This is a genomic window from Mycobacterium sp. NTMscope_Eco_3 (assembly GCF_976985685.1).
Genome location: NZ_CDRJYZ010000001.1, coordinates 1,613,126 through 1,635,475, shown reverse-complemented (window position 1 = coordinate 1,635,475; position 22,350 = coordinate 1,613,126). Strand labels below are relative to the sequence as shown.

Here is a 22,350-nt window from a genome sequence, read left to right as displayed (position 1 = left end):
AGATTCTGGCCGAGCCAATCACTTGGCCGCGGCGGCGCCACGGGCCACGATTCCCGTCAGCAGGATGCGGCTGCACAAGCCGCCAATGTCGCCTGAGGAGTCGCGTGAGGAGTGGCCATCGTGGGTGAAGGCGTGCCAGATGACGACGCGCTGCGGGGCCCGAACGGGCCGGCGAGGCTCGGCGCGATATCGGTGGACTGGTGGGCGACCGTCGTGGCGGGCGTGATCGTCGCGTTGGCGGTGGCCGACGTGCTTCCGAAGGTCCCGTGGTGAGCGGCGTGAGCACGCTGCGCGCGGAGCCCGGCGAAACGCCTGCCGAGGCCACCTTCACCAGTACCCGTCCGCTCGACTATGTCCCGGGCGTCCTCCTGCTGATCGGTGTGGGGTTGCTGGGCAAGCACGCCCAGATCTGGTGGAACGCGCTGGCCAAACACCAGCACTGGACGGTGCCCGACATCGAATACGTGTTGTGGGCGATCGTGATTGGGCTGCTCATCACCAATACCGTTGGCCTGCACCCGATCTTTCGCCCCGGTGTGCTGACCTACGAATTTTGGCTCAAGGTCGGCATCGTGGCGCTCGGCTCGCGTTTCGTGCTGGGCGACATCGCCAAGCTCGGCGGGATCAGCCTGGTGCAGATTCTGGTGGACATGACCATCGCGGGAACGATCATCATCATCGTGGCCCGCGCGTTCGGATTGTCGGGCAAGCTCGGCTCGTTGTTGGCGATCGGCACGTCGATCTGCGGGGTGTCGGCGATCGTGGCGGCCAAGGGCGCGATTCGGGCCCGCAACTCCGATGTCAGCTACGCGATCGCGGCGATCCTGGCGTTGGGCGCGGTATCACTGTTCGTGTTGCCGCCCCTGGGCCACGCGATCGGGCTCACCGATCACGAATTCGGGCTGTGGGCAGGACTTTCCGTGGACAACACCGCCGAAACCACCGCCACCGGCTACCTGTACTCCGACCACGCCGGCAAGATCGCCGTGCTGGTCAAGTCGACCCGCAACGCGCTGATCGGTTTCGTCGTGCTGGGCTTCGCGCTGTATTGGGCCGCGCGCGGGCAGGCCGACGAGATCGCGCCGGGCGCCCGGGCCAAGGCCGCGTTCATCTGGAACAAGTTCCCGAAGTTTGTGCTCGGTTTCCTGGTGGTGTCGGCGATCGCCACCGCCGGCTGGCTGACCAAGGGCCAAACCGCCAACCTCGCCAACGTGTCGAAATGGGCGTTCCTGCTCACGTTTGCGGGTGTGGGGCTCAACACCGACATCCGTCAGATCGCACGCACCGGCTGGCGCCCGCTCGTCGTCGCGGTCATCGGCCTGACGGTCGTGGCCACCGTCTCCCTCGGCATCGTGCTGCTGACGTCGCGCCTGTTCGGGTGGGGTATGAGCGCCTAGGGCACGGCGCGGAAATCATGCCGAAACCATCGCCTCGAGCCAGATCGAGGCGATGACCAGCCCAGACGACGCAGATCCCGGCTGAGCCAAGCGGGCGGGAGCCTCGACTGTCCTATAGTGGAGACTATGCAACACTCCGTACAGCTGCGCTTTGTCCCGTCGCGCGTCGCGGACTGTTCGTGTCGCTGTTGTTGATTTCCGCACGCCTCTGACATTGTAGAAATCCGCGCGCTCGCCCATGTCAGGGCGGTTTCGGTGTATTTGTCCGGCGGCGTCAAGACGCGGACCACGGAGACCTTTCAGGAAAATTTGCGACCGATGACCGTATCGTCCGAGCCGATTCACGCCCTAGCGGGAGGTAGCCGCGGCGGCCCTGATCAGGCTCGACCCGCCTACCCGGCGCTAGCGATCCCGACCGAGATGAACATAGAGTTCGATATTAGCTGGCAGGCTGAGAGGCCTGGTCCTACATCGTTGGAGACAAAAGGTAGATGAGCATCGCCGAGAATGTCACGGAACTGATCGGAAACACCCCGCTGGTCCGGCTCAACCGGGTCACCGACGGTGCGGTCGCCGACGTCGTCGCCAAGCTGGAATTCTTCAACCCGGGAAACAGCGTCAAGGACCGCATCGGGGTCGCGATGATCGACGCGGCCGAAAAGGCGGGCGTGATCAAGCCGGATACGATCATTCTCGAGCCGACAAGCGGGAACACCGGCATCGCGCTGGCGCTGGTGGCCGCCGCACGCGGCTACCGCTGCGTGTTGACCATGCCGGAGACGATGAGCGTCGAGCGGCGAATGTTGTTGCGCGCGTTGGGCGCCGAGATCGTCTTGACACCCGGGCCCGAGGGCATGCCCGGCGCCATCGCCAAGGCCGAGGAATTGGCCAAGAGCGACCAACGGTACTTCGTGCCGCAGCAGTTCGAGAACCCGGCCAACCCCGAAATCCACCGCAAGACAACGGCAGAAGAAGTGTGGCGCGACACCGACGGCAAGGTGGACATCTTCGTCGCCGGGGTCGGGACCGGCGGCACCCTCACCGGGGTGGCTCAGGTCATCAAAGAACGTAAGCCCTCCGCACAATTCATCGCCGTCGAACCGGAGGGGTCCCCGGTGCTCTCCGGTGGACAGAAAGGGCCGCACCCCATCCAGGGCCTGGGCGCCGGCTTCGTCCCGCCGGTGCTGGCGATGGATCTGGTGGACGAGGTCATCACCGTCGGCAACGAAGAGTCGATGGCCCTGGCCCGGCGGCTGGCCGCCGAAGAGGGACTGCTGGTCGGCATCTCCTCGGGGGCCGCGTTGGCGGCCGCCCTGAAGGTCGCTCGGCGCCCCGAGAACGCCGGAAAGCTCGTCGTCGTCGTGCTGCCCGACTTCGGCGAGCGCTACCTGAGCACGCCGCTGTTCGCCGACCTGGCCGACTAATCATGCTCGACGCCATCCGCACCGACATCCGGGCAGCCAGGGAGCGAGACCCCGCCGCCCCGACCACGCTGCAGGTGATCTTCGCCTACCCCGGGGTGCACGCCATCTGGTTTCACCGCATCAACCACTGGCTGTGGCTGCGCGGGGCGAGGCTGATCGCGCGCATCCTCGCCGAGATCACCCGGATCCTGACCGGCGTCGAGATCCACCCCGGCGCCGTCCTGGGCCCCGGGCTGTTCATCGATCACGCCACCGGCGTGGTGATCGGCGAGACGGCGGAAGTCGGTGAGGACGTGACGATCTACCACGGTGTCACCCTCGGCGGCAGCGGCAGGGACACCGGCAAGCGCCATCCCACCATCGGAGACAGGGTGATCATCGGCGCCGGCGCAAAGGTCTTGGGCGCGATCAAAATCGGCGACGACAGCCGCATCGGCGCCAATGCCGTGGTGGTCAAGGAGGTTCCATCCAGCGCGGTGGTCATCGGAGTGCCCGGACAGGTCATCAGCCGCAGCCGTCCCGGCAGTCCGGACGACTCGATGATGCCCGATCTCGTCGGTGTCAGCCTGCAGTCATTGCTGACCCGGGTGACCAAACTCGAGGCTCGGGCGGACGGCGCGCAGACCAACCACGTCATCCGGCCCCCCGAAGCCGGAGTTTGGTACGGCGAGGACTTCTCCATCTGAGCGGACCGGCCCCCAAAGACCAGCATTGGCACGTTCTTTAGCGATGAGCTCGGCAAAGTATTGCTCACGCTGAACATAACCCCGCTTCGGAATGCATCGTCGCCCACGGCGTTGCACAGTGGGTTATGGACACGATGCACGACGGCGCCGCGACGCCAGGTTCCGCAGGCCGGTCATGACCGGACTGCATCTGGCCGTGGGACTCGACGGCTACGGGTGGCACCCCCACGCGTGGCGATACGCCTTCGCGCACAACGCAACCGGCGGCGGACAACTCAGCGGGCGATACTGGGCCTCGCTGGCGGCCACCGCCGAACGTGGCCTGCTCGACTTCCTGACCATCGACGACAGCCTGGATGCGCAGCCGGGCCGCCGGCCCGAAATCTCGTCCCGGCGCCTGGCCGGCCGCGCCGACGCCACACTGGTGGCCGCGCGCATCGCGCCGGTCACCGAACACATCGGCATCATCCCCGTCGCGACCGTCACCCACACCGAGCCGTTCCATGTCTCGAAAGCGATTGCGACGCTTGACCATATCTCGCACGGCCGCGCCGGCTGGCAGGTGCGGGTGAGCCCGACGGCACACGAGGCGGCGCTGTTCGGCCGGCGACCCGCCCCCGACGGCGACGAGCTGTTTCGCGAGGCCGCCGACGCCGTGGAGGTGGTGCGCCGCCTCTGGGACAGCTGGGAGGACGACGCCGTCATCCGTGACGTGGCGACCGGACGCTACATCGATCGCGACAAGCTGCACTACATCGACTTCACCGGCGAGCACTTCTCGGTCAAGGGACCGTCCATCACCCCTCGCCCGCCCCAGGGCCAGCCGGTGGTGGCGGCGCTGGCGCACGCGCCGCGAGTCTACGAGTTCGCCGCCGCCAACGCCGACCTGGTCTTTGTCACCCCACGCGACGAGGACTCGCTGCGTGCCATCCTGGCCGAGGTCGGACAGGCGCAACGTGCGGCGGGCCGCACGATCCGGGTCTACGCCGATCTGGTGGTGTCGCTGGGTGAGGATCCGCTGACGCCGGGCGCGGCCATACCCTCCGACGCGCACGTCTTCCGTGGCAGCGCAAGCGATTTGGCGGAGCTGCTGCTCGCCTGGCAGCACGCCGGGGCCGACGGGGTGCGGCTGCGACCCGCGGTCAACGCGATCGATCTGCCCGCGATCGTCGACGGCCTGGTGCCGCTGCTGCAGCGCGCCGGGCGGTTCCGCACCCGCTACCGCGAGGGCGAGACGCTGCGCGAGCGCCTCGGCCTGGCGCCCGCCCCCAACCGCTACGCGACGGCGCCGTCATGAGCCTCACCCCCTTGTCGATCCTGGACCTGGCGCCCATCAGCGCCGGCAGCGAGGCCGCCACGGCGCTGCGCAACACCATCGATCTGGCCCGGCACGCCGAACAATGGGGCTACAAGCGCTACTGGCTCGCCGAGCACCACTTCGTCGCGGTGGCCAGCTCGTCACCGGCGACGCTGATCGGCCAGATCGCCGCGGCCACCGAACATATCCACGTCGGATCGGCCGCCGTGCAGGTCGGCAACACGACGGCGCTCGCCGTAGTCGAAAGCTTCGGCATCCTGGACGCGTTGCATCCGGGACGGATCGACATGGGCCTGGGCCGGTCCGGGCAACGGCGCAAAGAGGCCGCCACGGCGCTCGCCGCCCCACCCGACCGCGCGCCGCAGCCGTGGCGGGACGTCGACGGCCTGCTCATCCCCACACCGTTCGACCAAACCCCGCTGATGAAATCCGAACGGATGCGGGCGCAGGCGTCTGTGCTTGCCCAACCGTGCGCGCAGCCAGCGGATTTCGCCGAGCAGGTCGCCGATATCGAAGCGATGCTGGACGGCACCTACGCCGTCGATGGCCATCCGCTGCGGGCCGTTCCCGGCGAACACGCGCAGCTGACACCGTGGATCTTCGGCAGCACCAAGGGACAGAGCGCCGAGGTGGCCGGCGCCCGCGGACTTCCGTTCGTCGCGAGCTACCACATCACCCCCGGCACCGCGCTCGACGCAATCACCGCGTACCGCAACGCCTTCCGGCCGTCCGCCCGACTGGCGCGACCGTACGTCGTGGTGTCGGCCGACGTCGTGGTCGCCGAGGACAGCGCCACCGCGCGCTACCTCGCGTCCAGCTACGGCCACTGGGTGTATTCGATTCGCAGCGGCCGGGGCGCGATCCCCTACCCGGATCCCGACTTCTGCGAACCCCTGACCGAGGCTCAGCAGGCGCTGGTGGCCGACCGCACCGCAACACAATTCGTCGGCAATCCCGATGAGGTCGCCGACCGGCTCGAGCTGCTGCGCCGGGTCACCGGCGCCGACGAACTGGTCATCACGTCCGTCACCCACCGGCACGCCGACCGGCTGCGCTCGCATGAACTGATCGCCAAACGATGGGGGCTGACCGGATGACCGTTCGAGATGCGGGACAGCGCAAGCAGATACACCTGGGCGCCCACTTCCCCGGGGTGAACAACACCACGGTGTGGTCGGATCCGAGCGCGGGCAGCCAGATCGCGTTCGAATCGTTTGTGCACCTTGCCAAGACCGCCGAGCGGGGGCTGTTCGACTTCTTCTTCCTGGCCGAGGGATTGCGGCTGCGCGAGCATCGCGGCAAGATCCACGACCTCGACGTCGTCGGCCGGCCCGACACGTTCACCGTGCTCGCCGCGCTCGCCGCGGTGACCGAGCGACTCGGTCTGGCCGGCACGATCAACACCACATTCAACGAACCCTACGAGGTGGCAAGGCAATTCGCGTCGCTGGACCACCTTTCCGACGGCCGCGCGGCGTGGAACATGGTCACCTCCTCCGACGCGTTCACCGGGGAGAACTTCCGCCGCGGCGGATTCCTCGCCCACGCCGACCGCTACCACCGGGCCGAGGAATTCATCAGCGTCGCGCGCAAATTCTGGGACAGCTGGGCGCCCGACGCCGTGATCGCCGACGTCGACGCCGGAACCTACGCCGACCCGGCCCGCATCCACGTCGTCGACCACCTCGGTCCGCAATTCGACGTCCGCGGCTCGGCCTCGCTGCCCGCCGGCCCGCAAGGCCACCCCGTGCTGTTGCAGGCCGGTGACTCCAGCGACGGCCGCGACTTCGGCGCCAAGCACGCCGACGCCCTGTTCACGCTGCACGGTTCGCTCGAGGCGGGGCAGCGCTACTACGCCGACGTGAAGGGCCGCGCCGCCGCCCGCGGGCGCGACCCCGACCGGCTCAAGGTCCTGCCCGGCGCGACGTTCGCGCTCGGTGACACGCCCGGTGAGGCGCAGGACAACGCGCGCCGCATCCGCGAGCAGCAGGTCAGCGGGCCGACGGCGATCGCGTTCCTCGAGCAGCTGTGGGGCGTGGACCTGTCGGCCTACGATCCCGACGGGCCGCTGCCCGACGTCGATCCCGTCGAGAACCCGAACATCACGCGAGGTCGGGTCCGGCACGGCGATCCCAAGACGGTCGCCCAAACCTGGCGGGCGCGAGCGGAAGCCGAGAACCTGTCGATCCGCGAGCTGATCATCGAGGTGACCAGCCGCCAGCAGTTCGTCGGGACGCCGCAGCAGGTGGCCGAGGAGATCGACCGCTACGTGCAGTCGGATGCCTGCGACGGCTTCATCCTGGTGCCGCACCTGACGCCGCACGGCCTCGATGAGTTCGTTGACAAGGTGGTGCCACTGCTGCAGGAACGAGGCAGCTTCCGCACCGAATACCGCGGCCACACGTTGCGCGAGCATCTGGGTTTGGCGCCGACGGCGGCGTGGGCGGGAAATCCGACGGATATCGCGATCGGGCAGTGACGGCCGAGTCGCTTGGTGAAATCTGCTCCCCCGCCTGGACTCGAACCAGGAACCCTTCGGTTAACAGCCGAATGCTCTGCCAATTGAGCTACAGGGGACTAACCCGATCGCGGGACGACTCTAGCGTACTGGCACGACCACGCCCAACTGGCGCGGGCCGCCCGTGGCGATCGCAAGCGCGGCGCAGCCGGGCGCAGCGGGTCGCCACCATCGAGCCCCGTGGCGATCGCAAGCGCGGCGCAGCCGGGCGCAGCGGGTCGCCACCATCGAGCCCCGGTCGATCGCAGCCGGGCGTAGCGGGTCGCCACCGACTTGGCCCAGTCGACCGCGCGCGCACCCCGCCCGGTGAGGCAGGATGGAGCCATCGATAGTCGGGAGGAACGCTTTGATCCGGTATGTCGTGGTGCTGGGACTGGGTTACGTGCTGGGCTCGAAAGCCGGTCGTCGGCGATACGAGCAGATCGTCGGCACCTATCAGGCGCTGACCAGCAGCCCGGTGGCCAAGTCGATGATCGAAGGGGGACGCCGCAAGATCGCGAATCGGATCTCCCCCGACGCCGGCTTTGTCACGCTGGCGGAGATCGACGACCGAACCGCCATCATGGAACGCGACGTCGAGCCGCTGCCCGACGAGGAGCTCGAGTCCTCTACTCGTCGCCGCTAGCCTGCTCGAGCAGGCTGCGCCGGTAGGCCTCCATCGCCACCAGGTCGCCGAACAACGCGTGATACTCGTCGCCCTGTTCGATCGGCGACATGCGCTGCAACTTCGACTTCACCTCGGCGATCTGGCGGCCCATCCACACCTCTTGCAGCCGGGCCAGCACGCCGGCGATGTAGCGCGGCATTTTCTCCTCGTCGACCTGGATGGCCTCGACACCCAGCTCGCTGATCAGGGCCGCCGTCAACGGAGACGAGGCCCGGTCGCGCACCGCCTCGAGCCACTGCGCCCCGGTGATCCCGCCCGACGTGCCGCCGGCGGTCTCGATGGCCGCGCGGATCGCGGCGTACCCGGGGTGGGTGAAGCTCTCGACGGTCAGCGTGTCGAACACCGGGCCGGCCAGCGCCGGGTACTGCAACGCCGACTTGAGCGCCTCCCGCTGAGGCCACAGGGTGGGGTCGCGGGGGTCGGGGCGACGGGCGGCGGGCTGGGCCGCGGCGGGAGGCTGCTCCGCGCGCCGCGACATCTTGGGTCCGGCCGCGCCGCGGGCCGCGGTTTTGGAGTTCTTGGATTGGCCGCGCACCCGGTCGATGACCTGCGCGACGTCGTCCCAGCCGACCCACCCGGCGAGCTGGCGGGCGTACTCGTCGCGCAGCGTCGGGTCCTTGATCTGGCCGACCATGGGCACGCAGCGGCGTAGCGCGGCCACCCGGCCCTCGGCGCTGTCGAGGTCCATCTCGGCGAGCGCTGACCGGATCGCGAACTCGAACAACGGCGTTCGCCGGGCCACCAGGTCGCGCAGGGCGCCGTCGCCGGACTTCAGCCGCAAGTCGCAGGGGTCCATGCCGTCCGGCGCGACGGCCACAAACGACTGCCCCGCCAGGTTCTGCTCGCCGCCGAAGGCCTTGAGGGCGGCGGCCCGCCCGGCCGCGTCGCCGTCGAACACGTAGATCAGCTCGCCGCGAAAGAAGCTGTCGTCCATCATCAGTCGGCGCAGCATCCCCAGGTGCTCGTCGCCGAAAGCGGTGCCGCACGACGCCACGGCGGTGGTGACCCCGGCCAGATGCATCGCCATCACGTCGGTGTAGCCCTCGACGACGACGGCCTGGTGGCCCTTGGCGATGTCGCGTTTGGCCAAGTCGATGCCGAACATCACGTTCGACTTCTTGTACAGCAGCGTCTCGGGGGTGTTGATGTACTTGGCTTCCATCGGGTCGTCGTCGAACAACCGCCGGGCACCGAAACCGATCACCTCGCCCGACGAGGAACGGATGGGCCACAGCAGGCGGCGATGGAAGCGGTCCATCGGCCCGCGGCGCCCCTGCCGCGACAGCCCGGCCGCTTCCAGCTCCTTGAACTCGAAACCCTTGCGCACCAAGTGCTTTGTCAGTGTGTCCCAGCCGGACGGCGCGAACCCGCAACCGAAGTGACGGGCCGCCTCGGCATCGAAGTTGCGCTCGGTCAGGTACTGGCGCGCCGGTGCCGCCTCGTCGGATTCCAGCGCCGCCGCGTAGAACTCGGCCGCGGCCGCGTTGGCCGCGACGAGGCGGCTGCGACTTCCGCGGTCGCGCTGCACACTGGTCGCCGGGCCGGAGTAGGTGATGGTGTGACCGACCCGGTCAGCGAGCATCTCGACCGCCTCGACGAAGCTGACGTGCTCGATCTTCTGGATGAACGCGTACACGTCGCCGCCCTCGCCACAGCCGAAGCAGTGAAAGTGGCCGTGGTTGGGGCGGACATGAAACGACGGCGACTTCTCGTCATGAAACGGACACAGCCCCTTGAGCGAATCCGCGCCCGCGCGCCGCAATTGCACGTAATCGCCGACCACTTCGTCGATGCGTACCCGTTCGCGGATGGCGGCGATGTCGCGATCGGGAATCCGGCCGCGGCCCCGGGCGCGCCCGTCGCCCTCGCTCCATGAACCTGCCGGGCTTGACATCGGCTCAGTCTAAGGGCGCGGCGGGGAAGGCTAGCCGGTTCCGATGACACCGCACGCGACGCGATCCATCGCGTTCTCGGTGTCCTGGGCGCCGTGCAGCATCAGCGCGGTCTTGGTACCGGCCAGCAGGTCGTCGCGGGTGAACGAGTCGGTGGTGGTGACCAGGTAGGCCGCGCCGTCCTGGCGCACCTCGAGCGTCGCCAGATCGCCGCTCTCGGGCTTACCGGTGTGGCCGGGGGCCTGGTAGTGGCCGCCGGCGGACAAGAAGTTGCCCGGCGCGCCGCCGGTGGGGGCCACCGAGTTCGGCTCGCACTTGCCGATCTCGTGGACGTGCAGGCCGTGCAGGCCGGGGGTCAGGATGCCGGTCGCCACCGTCTTCACGGTGACGGTCACATAGTTGCCGGTGAAGTCGAAGGTCGCGGTGGCCGCGGTCCGGCCGTCGGGCGTCTTCAACTCCGCGCTGAGCGAGCCGCCGGCGGGTGCCGGCGTCGTCGTCTCCCCGGAGGAGGTCGGGGCGGCGGACTTCACCGGCGGGGTGGTGCCCGGCTGGCTGCTCTCGTGCTGCGGTGAACTGCAGGCAGTCATGGCGACGACGGGAAGGCCCATCACGAGGGAGGCCATCAAGGGAGAGCCGCTGAATTTCTTCATATCGGGCAGCCTAACTCGCGGCGGCCGCGCCGGTTCCCGGACCGGACGAGTGGCGGGCGACGATCCACTACGGACCGGCCTGGCGGGCGTCGATCCGTTCCAGCCGGCCCTCGGTGTAGGAGGCGATTTGATCGACGATGACCCGCCACCGGGCGGCGTCGTCGGCCGCGGTGTTGAAGGCCGCAGCAAAGACCGGGTCGAGGGTTCGGGGTGCTCCCGCGTACAGCCACTGCGCCACCCGGTGGATGCGCTCACGCTGCCCGGCCTGGGTTTCCTGATGCCGCGGATCGGACATGATGAACTGCAGCGCCAGGATTTTCAGCAGCGCGACCTCGGCCCGCACCAGATCGGGAACCTGCAGCTCGGCCCGGTAGCGCACCAGTCCGGGTCCGGCCGCCGCGCGAGTGGTGGCGATGGCGGCCGAGGCGAACCTCCCGACCAGCTCACTGGTCAGCCGCTTGAGTGCGACCGACGCCGCGAGCGTGGCGTCGTACTTGCCCACGGCGGCGACCACCGGCAGCGCCGACAGCCGTCGCGCGGCCGCCATGAAATCGTCGGCGCGCACCCGGGAAAACTCGGTCTCACCCAGTTTGGCCAGCGCCGCGGCCTCGTCATCGTCGGCGAGCACCCGCAGGTCGATGCGTTGGGAGACGACGCCGTCCTCCACGTCGTGCACCGAGTAGGCCACGTCGTCGGCCCAGTCCATCACCTGCGCCTCCAGGCACATCCGGCCCTCCGGTGCGCCCGACCGCATCCAGGCCGCCGGCTCGCGGTCGGCGTCGTAGAACCCGAACTTGCGGGCCGCGCTTCCCGCCCCTTCGCCGCGGGGCCACGGGTATTTGGTGACCGCGTCCAGCGACGCGCGAGTCAGGTTCAGCCCCGCGCTGTTACCTTGTGCGTCAAGCACTTTGGGCTCGAGGCTGGTCAGGATTCGGAAATTCTGGGCGTTGCCCTCGAAGCCGCCGTAGCTCGCAGCGACCTCGTCGAGCGCGCGCTCGCCGTTGTGCCCGTAGGGCGGGTGGCCGATGTCGTGGGCCAGGCCCGCCAGGTCGACCAGGTCGAGATCGCAGCCCAGCCCGACGGCCATTCCCCGCCCGATCTGGGCGACCTCGAGGGAGTGCGTCAGCCGGGTGCGCGGCGTGTCCCCTTCCCGCGGCCCGACGACCTGGGTCTTGTCGGCCAGCCGGCGCAGGGCGGCGCTGTGCAGGACCCGGGCGCGGTCGCGGGCGAAGTCGGTGCGGTGCTGGCCTTCCGTGCCCGGCAGACCCGCAGTCTTGGCCGCTTCGGTTACCCGTCGCTGACGGTCGAAGTCGTCGTAGGGGTCGCGCTGATTCCTGGTCACCGACGCACAGTCTGCCAGGGAATGCGCGCCCAAGGCTGGCGCGACGGGCCTGCATCGTCGCGGGGCTGTGCTGCATTGCCCCACTCCTCAGCAGGCCTACGGGCCTGCATCGTCGCGGGGCTAGATTGGCCGTATGCGCACCGCTCGCCTGCTCGCCATGCTCGCGACGCTCTTCACGGTCGGCCTCAGCGGCGGGCTGCTGCAGGCACCGCCCGCCGGCGCGCAACCGCCATTCCGGTTGGCCGACTACATCACCGACAACGCGGGAGTCTTATCGGATTCCGGGCGCAGCACGGTCACCGCCGCCGTCAACAAGCTGTACACCGACCGCCACATCCGGCTGTGGGTGGTCTACGTCGGCGACTTCTCCGAGCAGACGCCGACGGGATGGGCGCAACGCACCGTGCGCGCCAGCGACCTGGGCGGCTACGACGCGCTGCTGGCCGTCGCGACCACCAGCCGCGCCTACGCATTCCTGGTGCCGTCCACCATCAAGAGCGTCAACGCCAATCAGGTTGACAACTTGCGGCGCAACAAGATCGAACCCGCCTTGCACAGCGGCGACTGGAGCGGCGCCGCCGTCGCGGCGGCCAACGGACTCGACGCGTCGCCCGGTTCGTCGGGCCGGGTGATCCTGCTGGCCACACTGGCGGCCATTCTCATCGCGCTGGCTGGCCTGCTGCTGGTGATGCGCTATCGCGGCAAACGTCGGCGGGCCGCGGCGTTGGCGGCCGCACGCCGGGTCGACCCCACCGACGTCGACGCGCTGGCCGCGCTGCCGCTGGAGACGCTCGACGACCTGTCCCGCACGCTGGTGGTGGACGTCGACAACGCGCTTCGCACCAGCGCCAACGAACTGGACCTGGCGGTCGGCGAATTCGGCGAGGAGCGAACCGAGCCGTTCACCCGCGCGGTGACCAATGCCAAAGCGGCTCTGTCCCAAGCGTTCACGGTGCGCCAGCAACTCGACGACAGCACACCCGAGACACCGGCGCAGCGGCGCGAACTGCTCACCCAGGTGATCGTGTCGGCGGCGCGGGCCGACCGCGAGCTGGAGTCACAAACCGAGGCGTTCGAGCAGCTGCGCGATCTGGTGATCAACGCCGCGTCACGGTTGGACGCTCTGACGCAGCAGTATGTGGAACTCACCAGCCGCCTCGCTCCGGCGGAGCAACGGCTGGCGGCGCTGCACCACGACTTCAGCCCCGCCGCACTGACTTCGGTGTCCGGCAATGTCACGACGGCCAGGGAGCGGCTGACGTTCGCCGACCGCAACATCGGCAACGCCCGTGAGCTTGCCGCCCGCGCCGTCACCGGTGGGCAAGCCGGTCTGGTCGACGCCGTCCGGGCCGCCGAGTCGGCCCTCGGGCAGGCGCGAGCGCTGCTCGACGCGGTGGACAACGCGGCCAACGACATTCAGCACGCGATCGACCGGCTGCCGTCGGCCATGGACGACATCAAGAACGACATCGCGCGCGCGAACGAACTGCTGCAGAAAAAATCCGCGCACACCGGCGATCTGGTGGCGGCCCGCGACGCGGCCACCCGGGCCGTCGAGAGCGCCCGCGCCGGCGGTTCCGACGATCCGCTGGGCGCCTTCGGACAGCTGACCAAGGCCGACACCGCGCTGCACGAGCTGCTGGGCACCCTGGCTGAAGAGCAGGCCACCGCCGAGCGACTCAACCGATCGCTGGAGCAGGCGTTGTTCACCGCGCAGACACGGGTGCGCGCGGTGTCCGACTACATCGACACGCGCCGCGGCAGCATCGGCCCCGAAGCCCGCACCCGGCTGGCCGAAGCCAAACGCCACCTGCAGGCCGCGCAGGACATGGGCGCGACGAACCCGAGCGAAGCGATCGCCCACGCCAATGCGGCGTCGACGCTGGCCTCTCATGCCCAGTCGCTGGCCAACGACGATGTGCAGACGATGCAGCGCGCCTACACCCGTCGCGGCGGCAGTGACATGGGCGCGATGCTCGGCGGCATCATCATCGGCGACCTGCTCAGCGGCGGCATGCGGGGCGGATTCGGCGGCTGGAGCCCGACGTCGTTCGGTGGCGCCCCGGGTTCTTCCGACGGCGGTTTCATGGGTGGCGGCGGCCGATTCTGAGTTGCCGCGCTGCTACCGCGGCGAGTTCGGTTCGCTACCTACCGGCGTTCAGCCGGCTGCCGGGGAATGCGGTATGACGCCGACGGGCCGCGGCGCGGCTTCGCCTTCCCACCCGCCCCAGACGCCGTCGGCGACCGCTGTCGGGCGGGGCGCGTCGAGTGTCTCCTCCGCGGTCTCGGCGCTCGCGTCGGACTTCGGCGCCCAGTGGTCGTAATCGTCCGGTGGAACGACCACCCCCCACTTGAGCGGCACCGATAAGCCACCGAGCACGCCGGACTCACCGCGTACTGCCGCCACCGTGTCGTCAGGTAACGGCGAACCGAGAGGCAAAAGCACCCCTGCCCCCTTCCACAGCCGGTCAAAGCGTTCGGGCGCTGTGGCGAAGTTATTTACACCAACCGGTCACATCGTAAGACAAACCGAAGAAGATATGCGGGAATTGCCAATTTTCCATTAAGTTGAGCCGGTGTCGGACCAACGCCGACCCATCGCCTGGCCGGTCAGGACCGCCGCTTTGTGGGCCACGCGCGCCGGGAACTGTCGGGAACTCACCCGGCTCCGGGCAACCTGTTCCCCGCAAACCCCTTGCCGCACAGCACCTTGAGGCGGTCAAGGGTGATCGGGATCGAGCGGTCGGCCACGAGTGCTCGACGGGGTCCGACGCGTTGCGCCGCTCGCTTCGGCCTCGGGCAACGCATGCGGGCGGGCGCGCCGTTGCTGTTTTTACGGGACGTATTAGATGAATTCGCGCAATGCGATACGGCGACTGACTGCGTCCAGGCCAACTTAATCGATTTCCGTTTCTCACCGCCGTGCACACCATGCACATCCGCAACAGCGGCATCGGTCACTATCGGGTCCGCGGCACCACTTTGGGCCGGGACCGCACCACCTCGGCCTTGGTGCCCCGGTCCTCGCCCTTGGGGTTTTTCTCGCTCACCGGCATGGCCGTCATCGGCGGGCCGCTGCCCGGGCCGGCCGCCCCCGCCGTCGCCGCCGTCGCCGGCGCTCCGCCGGCCACGCCCGACATCGCGGGCGCGGGCACGTAAGCCGGCATCGACCCTTGCCACGCCGCGGGCACCGACATCGCCCCGACGAACCGCGCGGTCCCCAGGCCCGCCGACGCGACGCCGAGGGCGCCCAGTCCTCCGCCGGCCAACGGTTGCAGATCGGACAGCACGCTATGCGAACTGTGCGGGGCCTCGCCGGCCACGTTGGTGGCAGTGAGCAAAACCGGCGCCGGTGCCGACGCCGGCGCGACGGTCGCCGGAGCGGTGCTTTGGGCCAGCGCCACCATGGGCGGCATCAGCGCGCTTGCCGGGTACATTCCGGCCTGGGCCACCGTCGTCAGGGTCGCCACCGGCGTGGAGGTCATCAACGACGTCAGCGACGAGACGGCCGGCGAGAGCGCCATGAACACCGACTGCAGCTGAGATGCGAACGCGGTCCCCAGTGAGGACAAGCCCTGGAAGAACTGTGACGCTAAAGTCAGGGGCGCCGTCACCAGGTCGGCCAGGCCCGCCAGGCCCGCGGATGCCGCGCCGCCGCCGAGACCCGCGGGCGGCGGGGTGAACGCCGGCAGCGTCTCCACCAGCGTTTGGGCCCCCGCGTGATAGCCCACCATCGCGGCCACGTCCTGCGCCCACATCTCGACGTACTCAAGCTCGGTCTGCGCGATCGCCGCCGTGTTCTGGCCGAAGAAGTTGGTCGCGATCAGGATCAGCAACCGGGCACGATTCGCCAGCACCGCCGGCAACGGCACCGTCGCGACCACCGCCCCCTCGAACGCCAGCGCCGCCAGCCGGGCTCGGATCGCGGCCACCTCCGCCTCCGCCGCGGCGATCAGCAGCCATTGCACGTAGGGCGCCGCGGCGGCCGTCATCGATGCCGACGACGGACCCGTCCAGGGGCCCGCCGCCAGGTCCGTCACCACGGTGTTGAACGAGGACGCCGAGGACGACAGCTCCGCCGCCAATCCGTCCCACGCGGAAGCCGCCTCGAACAGAGGACCGGAACCGGGGCCGCCGACTATCAAGGCCGAGTTGATTTCCGGAGGGAAGAACAAGAACGCGGGAATCATCCACACCCCAACCGACCGAGTCAACGGCTCCTGCGTCAGACGGCCCGACATCCGCCCGCGGCTCAACTGGCTATCTACTTATGCCCCACGGCAGATCCTAAGGCACCGCCACCGCCGACGGCCGGACTTTTAAGCAAACCTTAATTCGCAAATGCGGCCCGGCGACGGCAGTGACTAGCAGCCTTTGAGGCGCGCCGCGAGGTAATCGGCGACGGTGTTCATCGCGACTCGCTCCTGGGACATGTCGTCGCGCCGGCGCACCGTCACCGCGTTGTCCTCGAGCGAGTCGAAATCCACCGTCACACAGAACGGCGTGCCGATCTCGTCCTGGCGGCGATAGCGCCTCCCGATCGCACCGGCGTCGTCGAAATCGATATTCCAAAACTGGCGCAGTTCGGCGGCCAGGTCACGGGCCTTGGGGCTCAGGTCGGCATGGCGGGACAGCGGCAGCACCGCCGCCTTGACCGGGGCCAGCCGCGGGTCCAGCCGCAGGACGGTGCGCTTTTCCATCTTGCCCTTGGCGTTCGGGGCCTCGTCCTCGACGTAGGCGTCGATCAGGAAGGCCATGAACGACCGCGTCAAACCGGCCGCCGGTTCGATGACATACGGGATGTAGCGCGCGTCGGTCGCCTGGTCGTAGAACGACAGGTCGACGCCGGAATGCTTTGAATGAGTCGACAAATCGAAATCGGTACGGTTGGCGACGCCCTCCAGTTCACCCCACGGGTTACCGGCGAAGCCGAATTTGTACTCGATGTCGACGGTGCGATCGGAGTAGTGCGACAGTTTGTCGGCCGGGTGTTCAAACAACCGCAGGTTCTCCGGACCGATACCCAACTCGACATACCATTGCAGCCGGGTGTCGATCCAATACTGATGCCATTCCTTCGCGGTCGAGGGCTCGACGAAGAACTCCATTTCCATTTGCTCGAACTCGCGCGTCCGGAAAATGAAGTTACCCGGGGTGATCTCGTTGCGAAAACTCTTGCCGATCTGGCCGATACCGAACGGCGGCTTCTTGCGGGCGGTCGTCACCACGTTGGCGAAGTTGACGAAGATGCCCTGCGCGGTCTCCGGACGCAGATAGTGCAAGCCCTCCTCGGTCTCGATCGGTCCCAGGTAGGTCTTGAGCATCATGTTGAACTCGCGGGGTTCGGTCCACTGCCCGGGTTCGCCGGTGTCGGGGTCGCGGATGTCGGCCAGTCCGTTGGGCGGCGGGTGGCCGTGCTTGGCCTCGTACGCCTCGATGAGATGGTCGGCGCGGTAACGCTTGTGGGTGATCAACGACTCCACCAGCGGGTCGTGGAAGACCTCGACGTGGCCCGAGGCCACCCACACTTGCCGCGGCAAGATGATCGACGAGTCCAGGCCGACGACGTCGTCGCGTCCGCTGACCACCGCGCGCCACCACTGGCGCTTGATGTTCTCTTTGAACTCCACACCCAACGGGCCGTAGTCCCACGCCGACCGGGTTCCGCCGTAGATCTCCCCCGAGGGGAAGACGAAGCCGCGCCGCTTGGCCAGGTTCACTACGGTGTCGATGACGGACGCCACGGGGCGGTGCACTCCCTTTCCGGGGTTGGGTGGGCGCGCCTGGCGGTCGGCCGCCGTGCGCAGAGCATCAGTCATGGTAGCGATCGGCGCCGCGGTCTTTGACATGCGTCATCATGCATGTGACAGTGGAGGCAGCCGATACGGCGGAGACTTCCCCACTACCTGGCACTTCTCGAGGTGATGCCGCTCCCATGATGTCCCCCTCACGTTCTGCGTCGATGCCGGCGGCCACCGACGGCGGCATGGGAACGGACCTGGACGCGGTCGCCCACGATCACGGCGAACTCGTCGCCGGTGGGCACTCCGGACTGGTCGATTACCCCGTCCCGCCGCCGCGGGAGATCCTCGATGCCGCGGGCGAGTTGTTGCGGGCGCTGGCGGCGCCGGTGCGCATCGCCATCGTGTTGCAGTTGCGGGAATCCCATCGCTGCGTGCACGAGCTGGTGGACGCGCTCGGCGTGCCGCAGCCGCTGGTCAGTCAGCATCTGAAGATCCTGAAGGCGGCGGGCGTGGTTGCCGGCGAGCGCTCCGGGCGCGAAGTGCTGTACCGGCTCGCCGATCATCACCTCGCCCACATCGTGGTGGACGCCGTCGCGCACGCGAGCGAGGACACCCCGTGACGTCAGGGGCGAGCGTCCGCTCGACCCGTCAGCGCGCGGCGATTTCCACGCTGTTGGAGACACTCGACGAATTCCGCTCGGCGCAGGATCTGCACGACGAGCTGCGCCGGCGCGGCGAGAACATCGGGCTGACCACCGTCTACCGGACGCTGCAGTCGATGGCCGCGGCGGGCATGATCGACACGCTGCGCACCGACACCGGCGAGTCGGTCTATCGCAGGTGTTCGGAGCACCATCACCACCACTTGGTCTGCCGCAGTTGCGGATCCACGATCGAGGTGGGCGATCACGAGGTCGAGGAGTGGGCGACGGCCGTGGCCGCCAAGCATGGCTTCTCCGACGTCAGCCACACCATCGAAATCTTCGGCACCTGTTCAGACTGCCGGCGCTGACCCGATTCAGCCTGTCAGTGTGCGGCGTATCTGGGCGCCGGTGTCGAGCACCAACAGGATCAAGGTCCGCAAGGCGTCGTCGGTCAGGCCGGCGCCGGGAAAGTTGTAGCGCAGCATCACGTCGGCGCTTTTAGCCGCGCCCTTGCCCGAATTGCGCTGCACGGCTTTGTCATTGACCTTCTCGATCAGGGTGACGCTGCCGAAGTTGCTGTCGCGCGCCTGCTTGGCCACCTGGTCGCTGATCTTCTTGGTCAGCGGCAGGTCCCACGCCAATATCTGGGTGAGCGAGACCAGGTCGAGGTCCTCGGCGATATTCACCACCCGCAACGACGCGATGGTGCCGTCATGGTGGACCGTCAGCGCGCCATCGGTCTCCTCCTGCAGCGCAACGACATCGCCGAGGATCGACGCCAGACGCTCCTGCAGTGATGGCACTATGCGCTCCCGAACCGGCGATCGCGCGAGGCGTATTCCTCGCAGGCCGCCCACAAGTCGCGCCGGTCGTAGTCGGGCCACAGCTTGTCCTGAAAGACGTACTCGGCGTATGCGGCCTGCCACAACATGAAATTGCTGGACCGATGCTCCCCCGAGGTCCGCAAGAACAGGTCCACGTCGGGAATGTCGGGCCGCTGCAGGTGATTTGCCACCGTCGACTCGGTGATGCGCTCCGGGTTCAGCCGTCCGGCCGCGGCCAGGCGTGCGATTTCCTTTGTGGCATCGGCTATTTCGGCGCGACCGCCGTAGTTCACACAGTAGTTGACGGTGATGACGTCGTTGTCCTTCGTCAGGTCCTCCGCGATCGCCAGCTCGTTGATCACGCTGCGCCACAGGCGCGGCCGCGAACCGACCCAGCGGATCTTGACCCCTATCGTATTCAGGTTCACCCGGCGCATGCGCACCACGTCACGGTTGAAGCCCATCAGGAAGCGGACCTCTTCGGGTGAACGCTTCCAGTTCTCGGTCGAGAAGGCGTAGAGACTGAGCCATTTGATCCCGATTTCGATTGCCCCACAGACGATGTCGATGACGACCGCCTCCCCGGCGCGGTGGCCGTCGGTGCGGCTCAGCCCCTGCTGGGTGGCCCAACGGCCGTTGCCGTCCATGACGATGGCCACATGGTTGGGCAACCGCTCGGCCTCGATCCTGGGCGCGGCCGCCCTGGAGATGTGCTGCGGCGGCCGGCACGGGCCACCGTCGGCGGACGGCGGCAGCTCCGGGAACACGACGGGCCAGGTCGACTTGTCGGGGAAGACCGGATAGTCGTCGGGCGCGGGGGGCAGCTGCGGGAAACCGCGGTTCGTCACTTGCGCCCCACCCGGTCCCCATCAACCGTCCCGTTAGCCACAGTCCATATCCTGCCCGATCAGCGTCGCGCGCTGATCGGCGATGGTGCGGTCGACGTGATACGTCCGTTCTACGAGCGGCAACGTCTTGAGCTTCCGCTCCAAATGCCATTGCAGGTGCGCCGCCACCAGACCGCTGACGTAGTTGCGGTGCGACTGCGGCGTCTTTTCGGCGAAGTCCCAATCGCCGTCGTGCAGCGCCGTCATCAAATCCAGCACCCCCGGCGGCGGCGTCGTCGAACCGGCCGGGCGGCAGTGCGGGCAGACGCTGCCACCGGCACCGACATGGAACGCGCGATGGGGACCGGGCGTGGCGCAGCGGGCGCACTCGCTCAGCGCCGGCGCCCATCCGGCGATGCCCATCGCCCGCAGCAGGTAGGCATCCAGCAGGAGGTCCCGGGACCGGCGGCCGTCGGCCACCGCCCGCAGGGCGCTCACCGTGAGCCCGTGCAGGGCGGGGGCGGGCGCCCGCTCCTCACCGGCGAGGCGTTCGGCGGTTTCCAGCATGGCGCACCCGCAGGTGTAGCGGCCGTAGTCGCTGACGATGTCGGTGGCGAACGCGTCGATCGAGACGACCTGGGTGACGATGTCGAGGTTGCGGCCGGGATGTAACTGCGCGTCGATGTGCGCGAACGGCTCCAGCCGCGCACCAAATTTGCTGCGGGTGCGACGCACGCCCTTGGCCACCGCGCGGACCAGCCCGTGATCACGGGTCAGCAGGGTGACGATCCGGTCGGCTTCGCCGAGCTTGTGCTGGCGCAGCACAACAGCTCGGTCTCGGTATAGCCGCATCCCAATAGTTTTGCACCCCGCCGCGACATTGCGGGTATCCGCGCCGTTAGTCTCGTACCCCGTGATTGGCGCTTCTGGGTCGGGTTTTGGGGCCCTTTCCGGCTCGGGTCCCGGATCCGGCCGCCGGCGCCTGCCCACGCTGACCGATTTGCTCTATCAGCTGGCCAGCCGCTCGGTGACGTCCACCACGCTGGTGGGTCGTTCGCTGCACGCCATCCACGCCAGCCAGCCCACGCTGAACGCCTTCCGGGTGGTGCTGACCGAGTCGGCACTGGCCGACGCGGCCGAGGCCGACCGGCGCCGCGCGGCCGGGGACACCGCCCCGCTGCTGGGCATTCCGATCGCCGTCAAGGACGACGTCGACATTGCGGGCGTGCCCACCGCGTTCGGCACCGAGGGGCGGGTCGCGCCGGCGACGCACGACGCCGAGGTGGTGCGCCGCCTCAAGGCCGCCGGCGCGGTGATCGTGGGCAAGACGAACACCTGCGAACTCGGCCAGTGGCCGTTTACCAGCGGGCCCGGTTTCGGGCATACCCGCAACCCCTGGTCCCGGCGGCACACCCCCGGCGGATCGTCGGGCGGCAGCGCCGCGGCGGTGGCCGCGGGTCTGGTCACGGCCGCCATCGGGTCCGACGGCGCCGGCAGTATCCGCATCCCCGCGGCGTGGACGCACCTGGTGGGCATCAAACCGCAGCGCGGGCGGATCTCGACCTGGCCGCTCCCGGAGGCGTTCAACGGCATCACGGTCAACGGCGTGCTGGCCCGCACGGTGGCCGACGCGGCGTTGGTGCTCGACGCGGCGTCCGGCAACGTCGAGGGCGATCGGCACAAGCCCCCCGCGATCACCGCCTCCGACTATGTGGGGAAGGCGCCCGGCCCGCTGAACATCGCGCTGTCAACCCGATTCCCCTACACCGGCTTCCGGCCCAAGCTGCACCCGGAGATCCTGGCGGCGACGCGCGCCGTGGGTAACCAGCTCGAACTGCTGGGCCACACCGTGGTGCCCGGCAACCCGGACTACGGCATGCGGCTGTCGTGGGACTTTCTCGCCCGGTCCACCGCGGGTCTGCGGGATTGGGAGGAGCGCCTGGGCGACGGCGTCGTGCTGGACCCCCGCACCCTGTCCAACCTGCGCATGGGCGCGGCGCTGGGGCAGGCGATTCTGCGCAGCGCCCGCCGCCACGAGGAAGCCGACCAGCGCCGGGTCGGTTCGATCTTCGACATCGTCGACGTGGTGTTGGCGCCGACCACCGCCCAGCCCCCGCCGCTGGCGCGGGCCTTCGACCGGTTGAGCGGCTTCGGCACCGACCGGGCCATGATCGCGGCCTGCCCGCTGACGTTCCCGTGGAACGTCCTGGGGTGGCCGTCCATCAACGTTCCGGCGGGCTTCACCTCCGAGGGCTTGCCCGTCGGCGTGCAGCTGATGGGCCCGGCCAATAGCGAGGGCATGTTGATTTCGCTGGCCGCCGAGCTGGAAGCCCTGTGCGGATGGGCGAGCCAGCAGCCCCAACCCTGGTGGAACCAGAGCGCGGACACCCCGGAGGCACCGGCGCCCAGCGGCTGAA

The 22,350-nt window shown here is 68.7% G+C and carries 21 protein-coding genes and 1 tRNA gene; 12 read left to right on the top strand and 10 right to left on the bottom strand.

Annotated features, from left to right (window positions below; genetic code table 11):
• The first annotated feature begins 120 nt into the window (after positions 1 to 120).
• The 7 genes from AC0KTM_RS07560 to AC0KTM_RS07530 all read left to right on the top strand — a co-directional run bounded on the left by AC0KTM_RS07560 (position 121) and on the right by AC0KTM_RS07530 (position 7,304).
• Positions 121 to 273: a hypothetical protein gene (locus tag AC0KTM_RS07560; protein WP_472417593.1), complete on the top strand. Its 153-nt coding sequence runs from the start codon at positions 121 to 123 to the stop codon at positions 271 to 273.
• Entirely contained in the window at positions 267 to 1,397 is a 1,131-nt protein-coding gene (locus tag AC0KTM_RS07555) for a YeiH family protein (protein WP_472415300.1), read from the top strand. The genes AC0KTM_RS07560 and AC0KTM_RS07555 overlap by 7 nt, the downstream gene beginning before the upstream one ends.
• Positions 1,398 to 1,888: 491 nt before the next feature.
• Entirely contained in the window at positions 1,889 to 2,821 is a 933-nt protein-coding gene (gene cysK, locus AC0KTM_RS07550; protein ID WP_225329752.1) for a cysteine synthase A, read from the top strand.
• 2 nt (positions 2,822 to 2,823) lie between these two features.
• Complete coding sequence (gene cysE, locus AC0KTM_RS07545) at positions 2,824 to 3,507, top strand: serine O-acetyltransferase (RefSeq protein WP_225329751.1); 684 nt, start codon at positions 2,824 to 2,826, stop codon at positions 3,505 to 3,507.
• Between the two features lie 175 nt (positions 3,508 to 3,682).
• Positions 3,683 to 4,804: an LLM class flavin-dependent oxidoreductase gene (locus AC0KTM_RS07540; protein ID WP_472415298.1), complete on the top strand. Its 1,122-nt coding sequence runs from the start codon at positions 3,683 to 3,685 to the stop codon at positions 4,802 to 4,804.
• Entirely contained in the window at positions 4,801 to 5,922 is a 1,122-nt protein-coding gene (locus AC0KTM_RS07535) for an LLM class flavin-dependent oxidoreductase (RefSeq protein WP_472415296.1), read from the top strand. Before AC0KTM_RS07540 ends, AC0KTM_RS07535 begins: the two co-directional genes overlap by 4 nt.
• Positions 5,919 to 7,304, top strand: coding sequence for an NtaA/DmoA family FMN-dependent monooxygenase (locus AC0KTM_RS07530; RefSeq protein WP_472415294.1), 1,386 nt, complete (start codon positions 5,919 to 5,921; stop codon positions 7,302 to 7,304). Before AC0KTM_RS07535 ends, AC0KTM_RS07530 begins: the two co-directional genes overlap by 4 nt.
• Positions 7,305 to 7,329: 25 nt before the next feature.
• Here the strand turns inward: AC0KTM_RS07530 and AC0KTM_RS07525 are convergent.
• Positions 7,330 to 7,402: transfer RNA gene (locus AC0KTM_RS07525), tRNA-Asn, on the bottom strand.
• 287 nt (positions 7,403 to 7,689) lie between these two features.
• On the opposite strand from AC0KTM_RS07525, the gene AC0KTM_RS07520 reads away from it, so the two are divergent.
• The gene (locus AC0KTM_RS07520; protein ID WP_225329747.1) at positions 7,690 to 7,968 is read left to right on the top strand and encodes a hypothetical protein; all 279 of its coding nucleotides are present in this window, start codon (positions 7,690 to 7,692) and stop codon (positions 7,966 to 7,968) included.
• Here AC0KTM_RS07520 and dnaG read toward each other — a convergent pair.
• The 3 genes from dnaG to AC0KTM_RS07505 form a co-directional block, all read right to left on the bottom strand.
• The gene (gene dnaG, locus AC0KTM_RS07515) at positions 7,952 to 9,904 is read right to left on the bottom strand and encodes a DNA primase (RefSeq protein ID WP_472415292.1); all 1,953 of its coding nucleotides are present in this window, start codon (positions 9,902 to 9,904) and stop codon (positions 7,952 to 7,954) included. The genes AC0KTM_RS07520 and dnaG overlap by 17 nt on opposite strands.
• Before the next feature lie 30 nt (positions 9,905 to 9,934).
• Complete coding sequence (sodC, locus tag AC0KTM_RS07510; protein WP_225329745.1) at positions 9,935 to 10,552, bottom strand: superoxide dismutase[Cu-Zn]; 618 nt, start codon at positions 10,550 to 10,552, stop codon at positions 9,935 to 9,937.
• Positions 10,553 to 10,619: 67 nt separating this feature from the next.
• Positions 10,620 to 11,894, bottom strand: coding sequence for a deoxyguanosinetriphosphate triphosphohydrolase (locus AC0KTM_RS07505; RefSeq protein WP_472415290.1), 1,275 nt, complete (start codon positions 11,892 to 11,894; stop codon positions 10,620 to 10,622).
• 133 nt (positions 11,895 to 12,027) lie between these two features.
• Here AC0KTM_RS07505 and AC0KTM_RS07500 point away from each other — a divergent pair, with 133 nt between their 5' ends.
• A complete protein-coding gene (locus AC0KTM_RS07500) occupies positions 12,028 to 14,004 on the top strand; it encodes a TPM domain-containing protein (RefSeq protein WP_472415288.1) in 1,977 nt (658 codons plus the stop codon).
• Between the two features lie 48 nt (positions 14,005 to 14,052).
• On the opposite strand, the gene AC0KTM_RS07495 is transcribed toward AC0KTM_RS07500, so the two are convergent.
• The 3 genes from AC0KTM_RS07495 to AC0KTM_RS07485 all read right to left on the bottom strand — a co-directional run bounded on the left by AC0KTM_RS07495 (position 14,053) and on the right by AC0KTM_RS07485 (position 17,650).
• Entirely contained in the window at positions 14,053 to 14,340 is a 288-nt protein-coding gene (locus AC0KTM_RS07495; protein ID WP_425326378.1) for a hypothetical protein, read from the bottom strand.
• 514 nt (positions 14,341 to 14,854) lie between these two features.
• A complete protein-coding gene (locus AC0KTM_RS07490) occupies positions 14,855 to 16,084 on the bottom strand; it encodes a PPE family protein (protein ID WP_472417399.1) in 1,230 nt (409 codons plus the stop codon).
• A 174-nt stretch (positions 16,085 to 16,258) separates the two neighbouring features.
• Positions 16,259 to 17,650: a glycine--tRNA ligase gene (locus tag AC0KTM_RS07485; protein WP_472417397.1), complete on the bottom strand. Its 1,392-nt coding sequence runs from the start codon at positions 17,648 to 17,650 to the stop codon at positions 16,259 to 16,261.
• Positions 17,651 to 17,880: 230 nt separating this feature from the next.
• Between AC0KTM_RS07485 and AC0KTM_RS07480 the strand changes: the two genes are divergently transcribed.
• Both AC0KTM_RS07480 and AC0KTM_RS07475 read left to right on the top strand, forming a co-directional pair.
• Positions 17,881 to 18,258, top strand: coding sequence for an ArsR/SmtB family transcription factor (locus tag AC0KTM_RS07480; RefSeq protein WP_472417395.1), 378 nt, complete (start codon positions 17,881 to 17,883; stop codon positions 18,256 to 18,258).
• Complete coding sequence (locus AC0KTM_RS07475; RefSeq protein WP_238957743.1) at positions 18,255 to 18,650, top strand: Fur family transcriptional regulator; 396 nt, start codon at positions 18,255 to 18,257, stop codon at positions 18,648 to 18,650. The genes AC0KTM_RS07480 and AC0KTM_RS07475 overlap by 4 nt, the downstream gene beginning before the upstream one ends.
• 6 nt (positions 18,651 to 18,656) lie before the next feature.
• Here AC0KTM_RS07475 and AC0KTM_RS07470 read toward each other — a convergent pair whose 3' ends face one another.
• The 3 genes from AC0KTM_RS07470 to recO are packed head-to-tail and all read right to left on the bottom strand — an operon-like array spanning position 18,657 to position 20,785.
• Entirely contained in the window at positions 18,657 to 19,085 is a 429-nt protein-coding gene (locus AC0KTM_RS07470) for a hypothetical protein (protein WP_225326904.1), read from the bottom strand.
• On the bottom strand, positions 19,085 to 19,954 hold the full coding sequence (locus AC0KTM_RS07465) for a decaprenyl diphosphate synthase (RefSeq protein WP_225326905.1): 870 nt from the start codon (positions 19,952 to 19,954) through the stop codon (positions 19,085 to 19,087). Before AC0KTM_RS07465 ends, AC0KTM_RS07470 begins: the two co-directional genes overlap by 1 nt.
• Before the next feature lie 33 nt (positions 19,955 to 19,987).
• On the bottom strand, positions 19,988 to 20,785 hold the full coding sequence (gene recO, locus AC0KTM_RS07460; RefSeq protein ID WP_225326906.1) for a DNA repair protein RecO: 798 nt from the start codon (positions 20,783 to 20,785) through the stop codon (positions 19,988 to 19,990).
• A 61-nt stretch (positions 20,786 to 20,846) separates the two neighbouring features.
• Between recO and AC0KTM_RS07455 the strand changes: the two genes are divergently transcribed.
• Positions 20,847 to 22,349, top strand: coding sequence for an amidase (locus tag AC0KTM_RS07455; RefSeq protein WP_238957742.1), 1,503 nt, complete (start codon positions 20,847 to 20,849; stop codon positions 22,347 to 22,349).
• Position 22,350 lies beyond the last annotated feature (1 nt).

What these genes read in the sequence shown, in the direction of transcription:
- cysE (WP_225329751.1), top strand. Translation starts at nt 2,824, where the DNA reads ATGCTCGACGCCATCCGCACCGACATCCGGGCAGCCAGGGAGCGAGAC.
- AC0KTM_RS07530 (WP_472415294.1), top strand. Translation starts at nt 5,919, where the DNA reads ATGACCGTTCGAGATGCGGGACAGCGCAAGCAGATACACCTGGGCGCC.
- dnaG (WP_472415292.1), bottom strand. Translation starts at nt 9,904, where the DNA reads ATGTCAAGCCCGGCAGGTTCATGGAGCGAGGGCGACGGGCGCGCCCGG.
- AC0KTM_RS07540 (WP_472415298.1), top strand. Translation starts at nt 3,683, where the DNA reads ATGACCGGACTGCATCTGGCCGTGGGACTCGACGGCTACGGGTGGCAC.
- AC0KTM_RS07500 (WP_472415288.1), top strand. Translation starts at nt 12,028, where the DNA reads ATGCGCACCGCTCGCCTGCTCGCCATGCTCGCGACGCTCTTCACGGTC.
- recO (WP_225326906.1), bottom strand. Translation starts at nt 20,785, where the DNA reads ATGCGGCTATACCGAGACCGAGCTGTTGTGCTGCGCCAGCACAAGCTC.
- AC0KTM_RS07480 (WP_472417395.1), top strand. Translation starts at nt 17,881, where the DNA reads ATGGGAACGGACCTGGACGCGGTCGCCCACGATCACGGCGAACTCGTC.
- sodC (WP_225329745.1), bottom strand. Translation starts at nt 10,552, where the DNA reads ATGAAGAAATTCAGCGGCTCTCCCTTGATGGCCTCCCTCGTGATGGGC.
- cysK (WP_225329752.1), top strand. Translation starts at nt 1,889, where the DNA reads ATGAGCATCGCCGAGAATGTCACGGAACTGATCGGAAACACCCCGCTG.
- AC0KTM_RS07535 (WP_472415296.1), top strand. Translation starts at nt 4,801, where the DNA reads ATGAGCCTCACCCCCTTGTCGATCCTGGACCTGGCGCCCATCAGCGCC.
- AC0KTM_RS07490 (WP_472417399.1), bottom strand. Translation starts at nt 16,084, where the DNA reads ATGATTCCCGCGTTCTTGTTCTTCCCTCCGGAAATCAACTCGGCCTTG.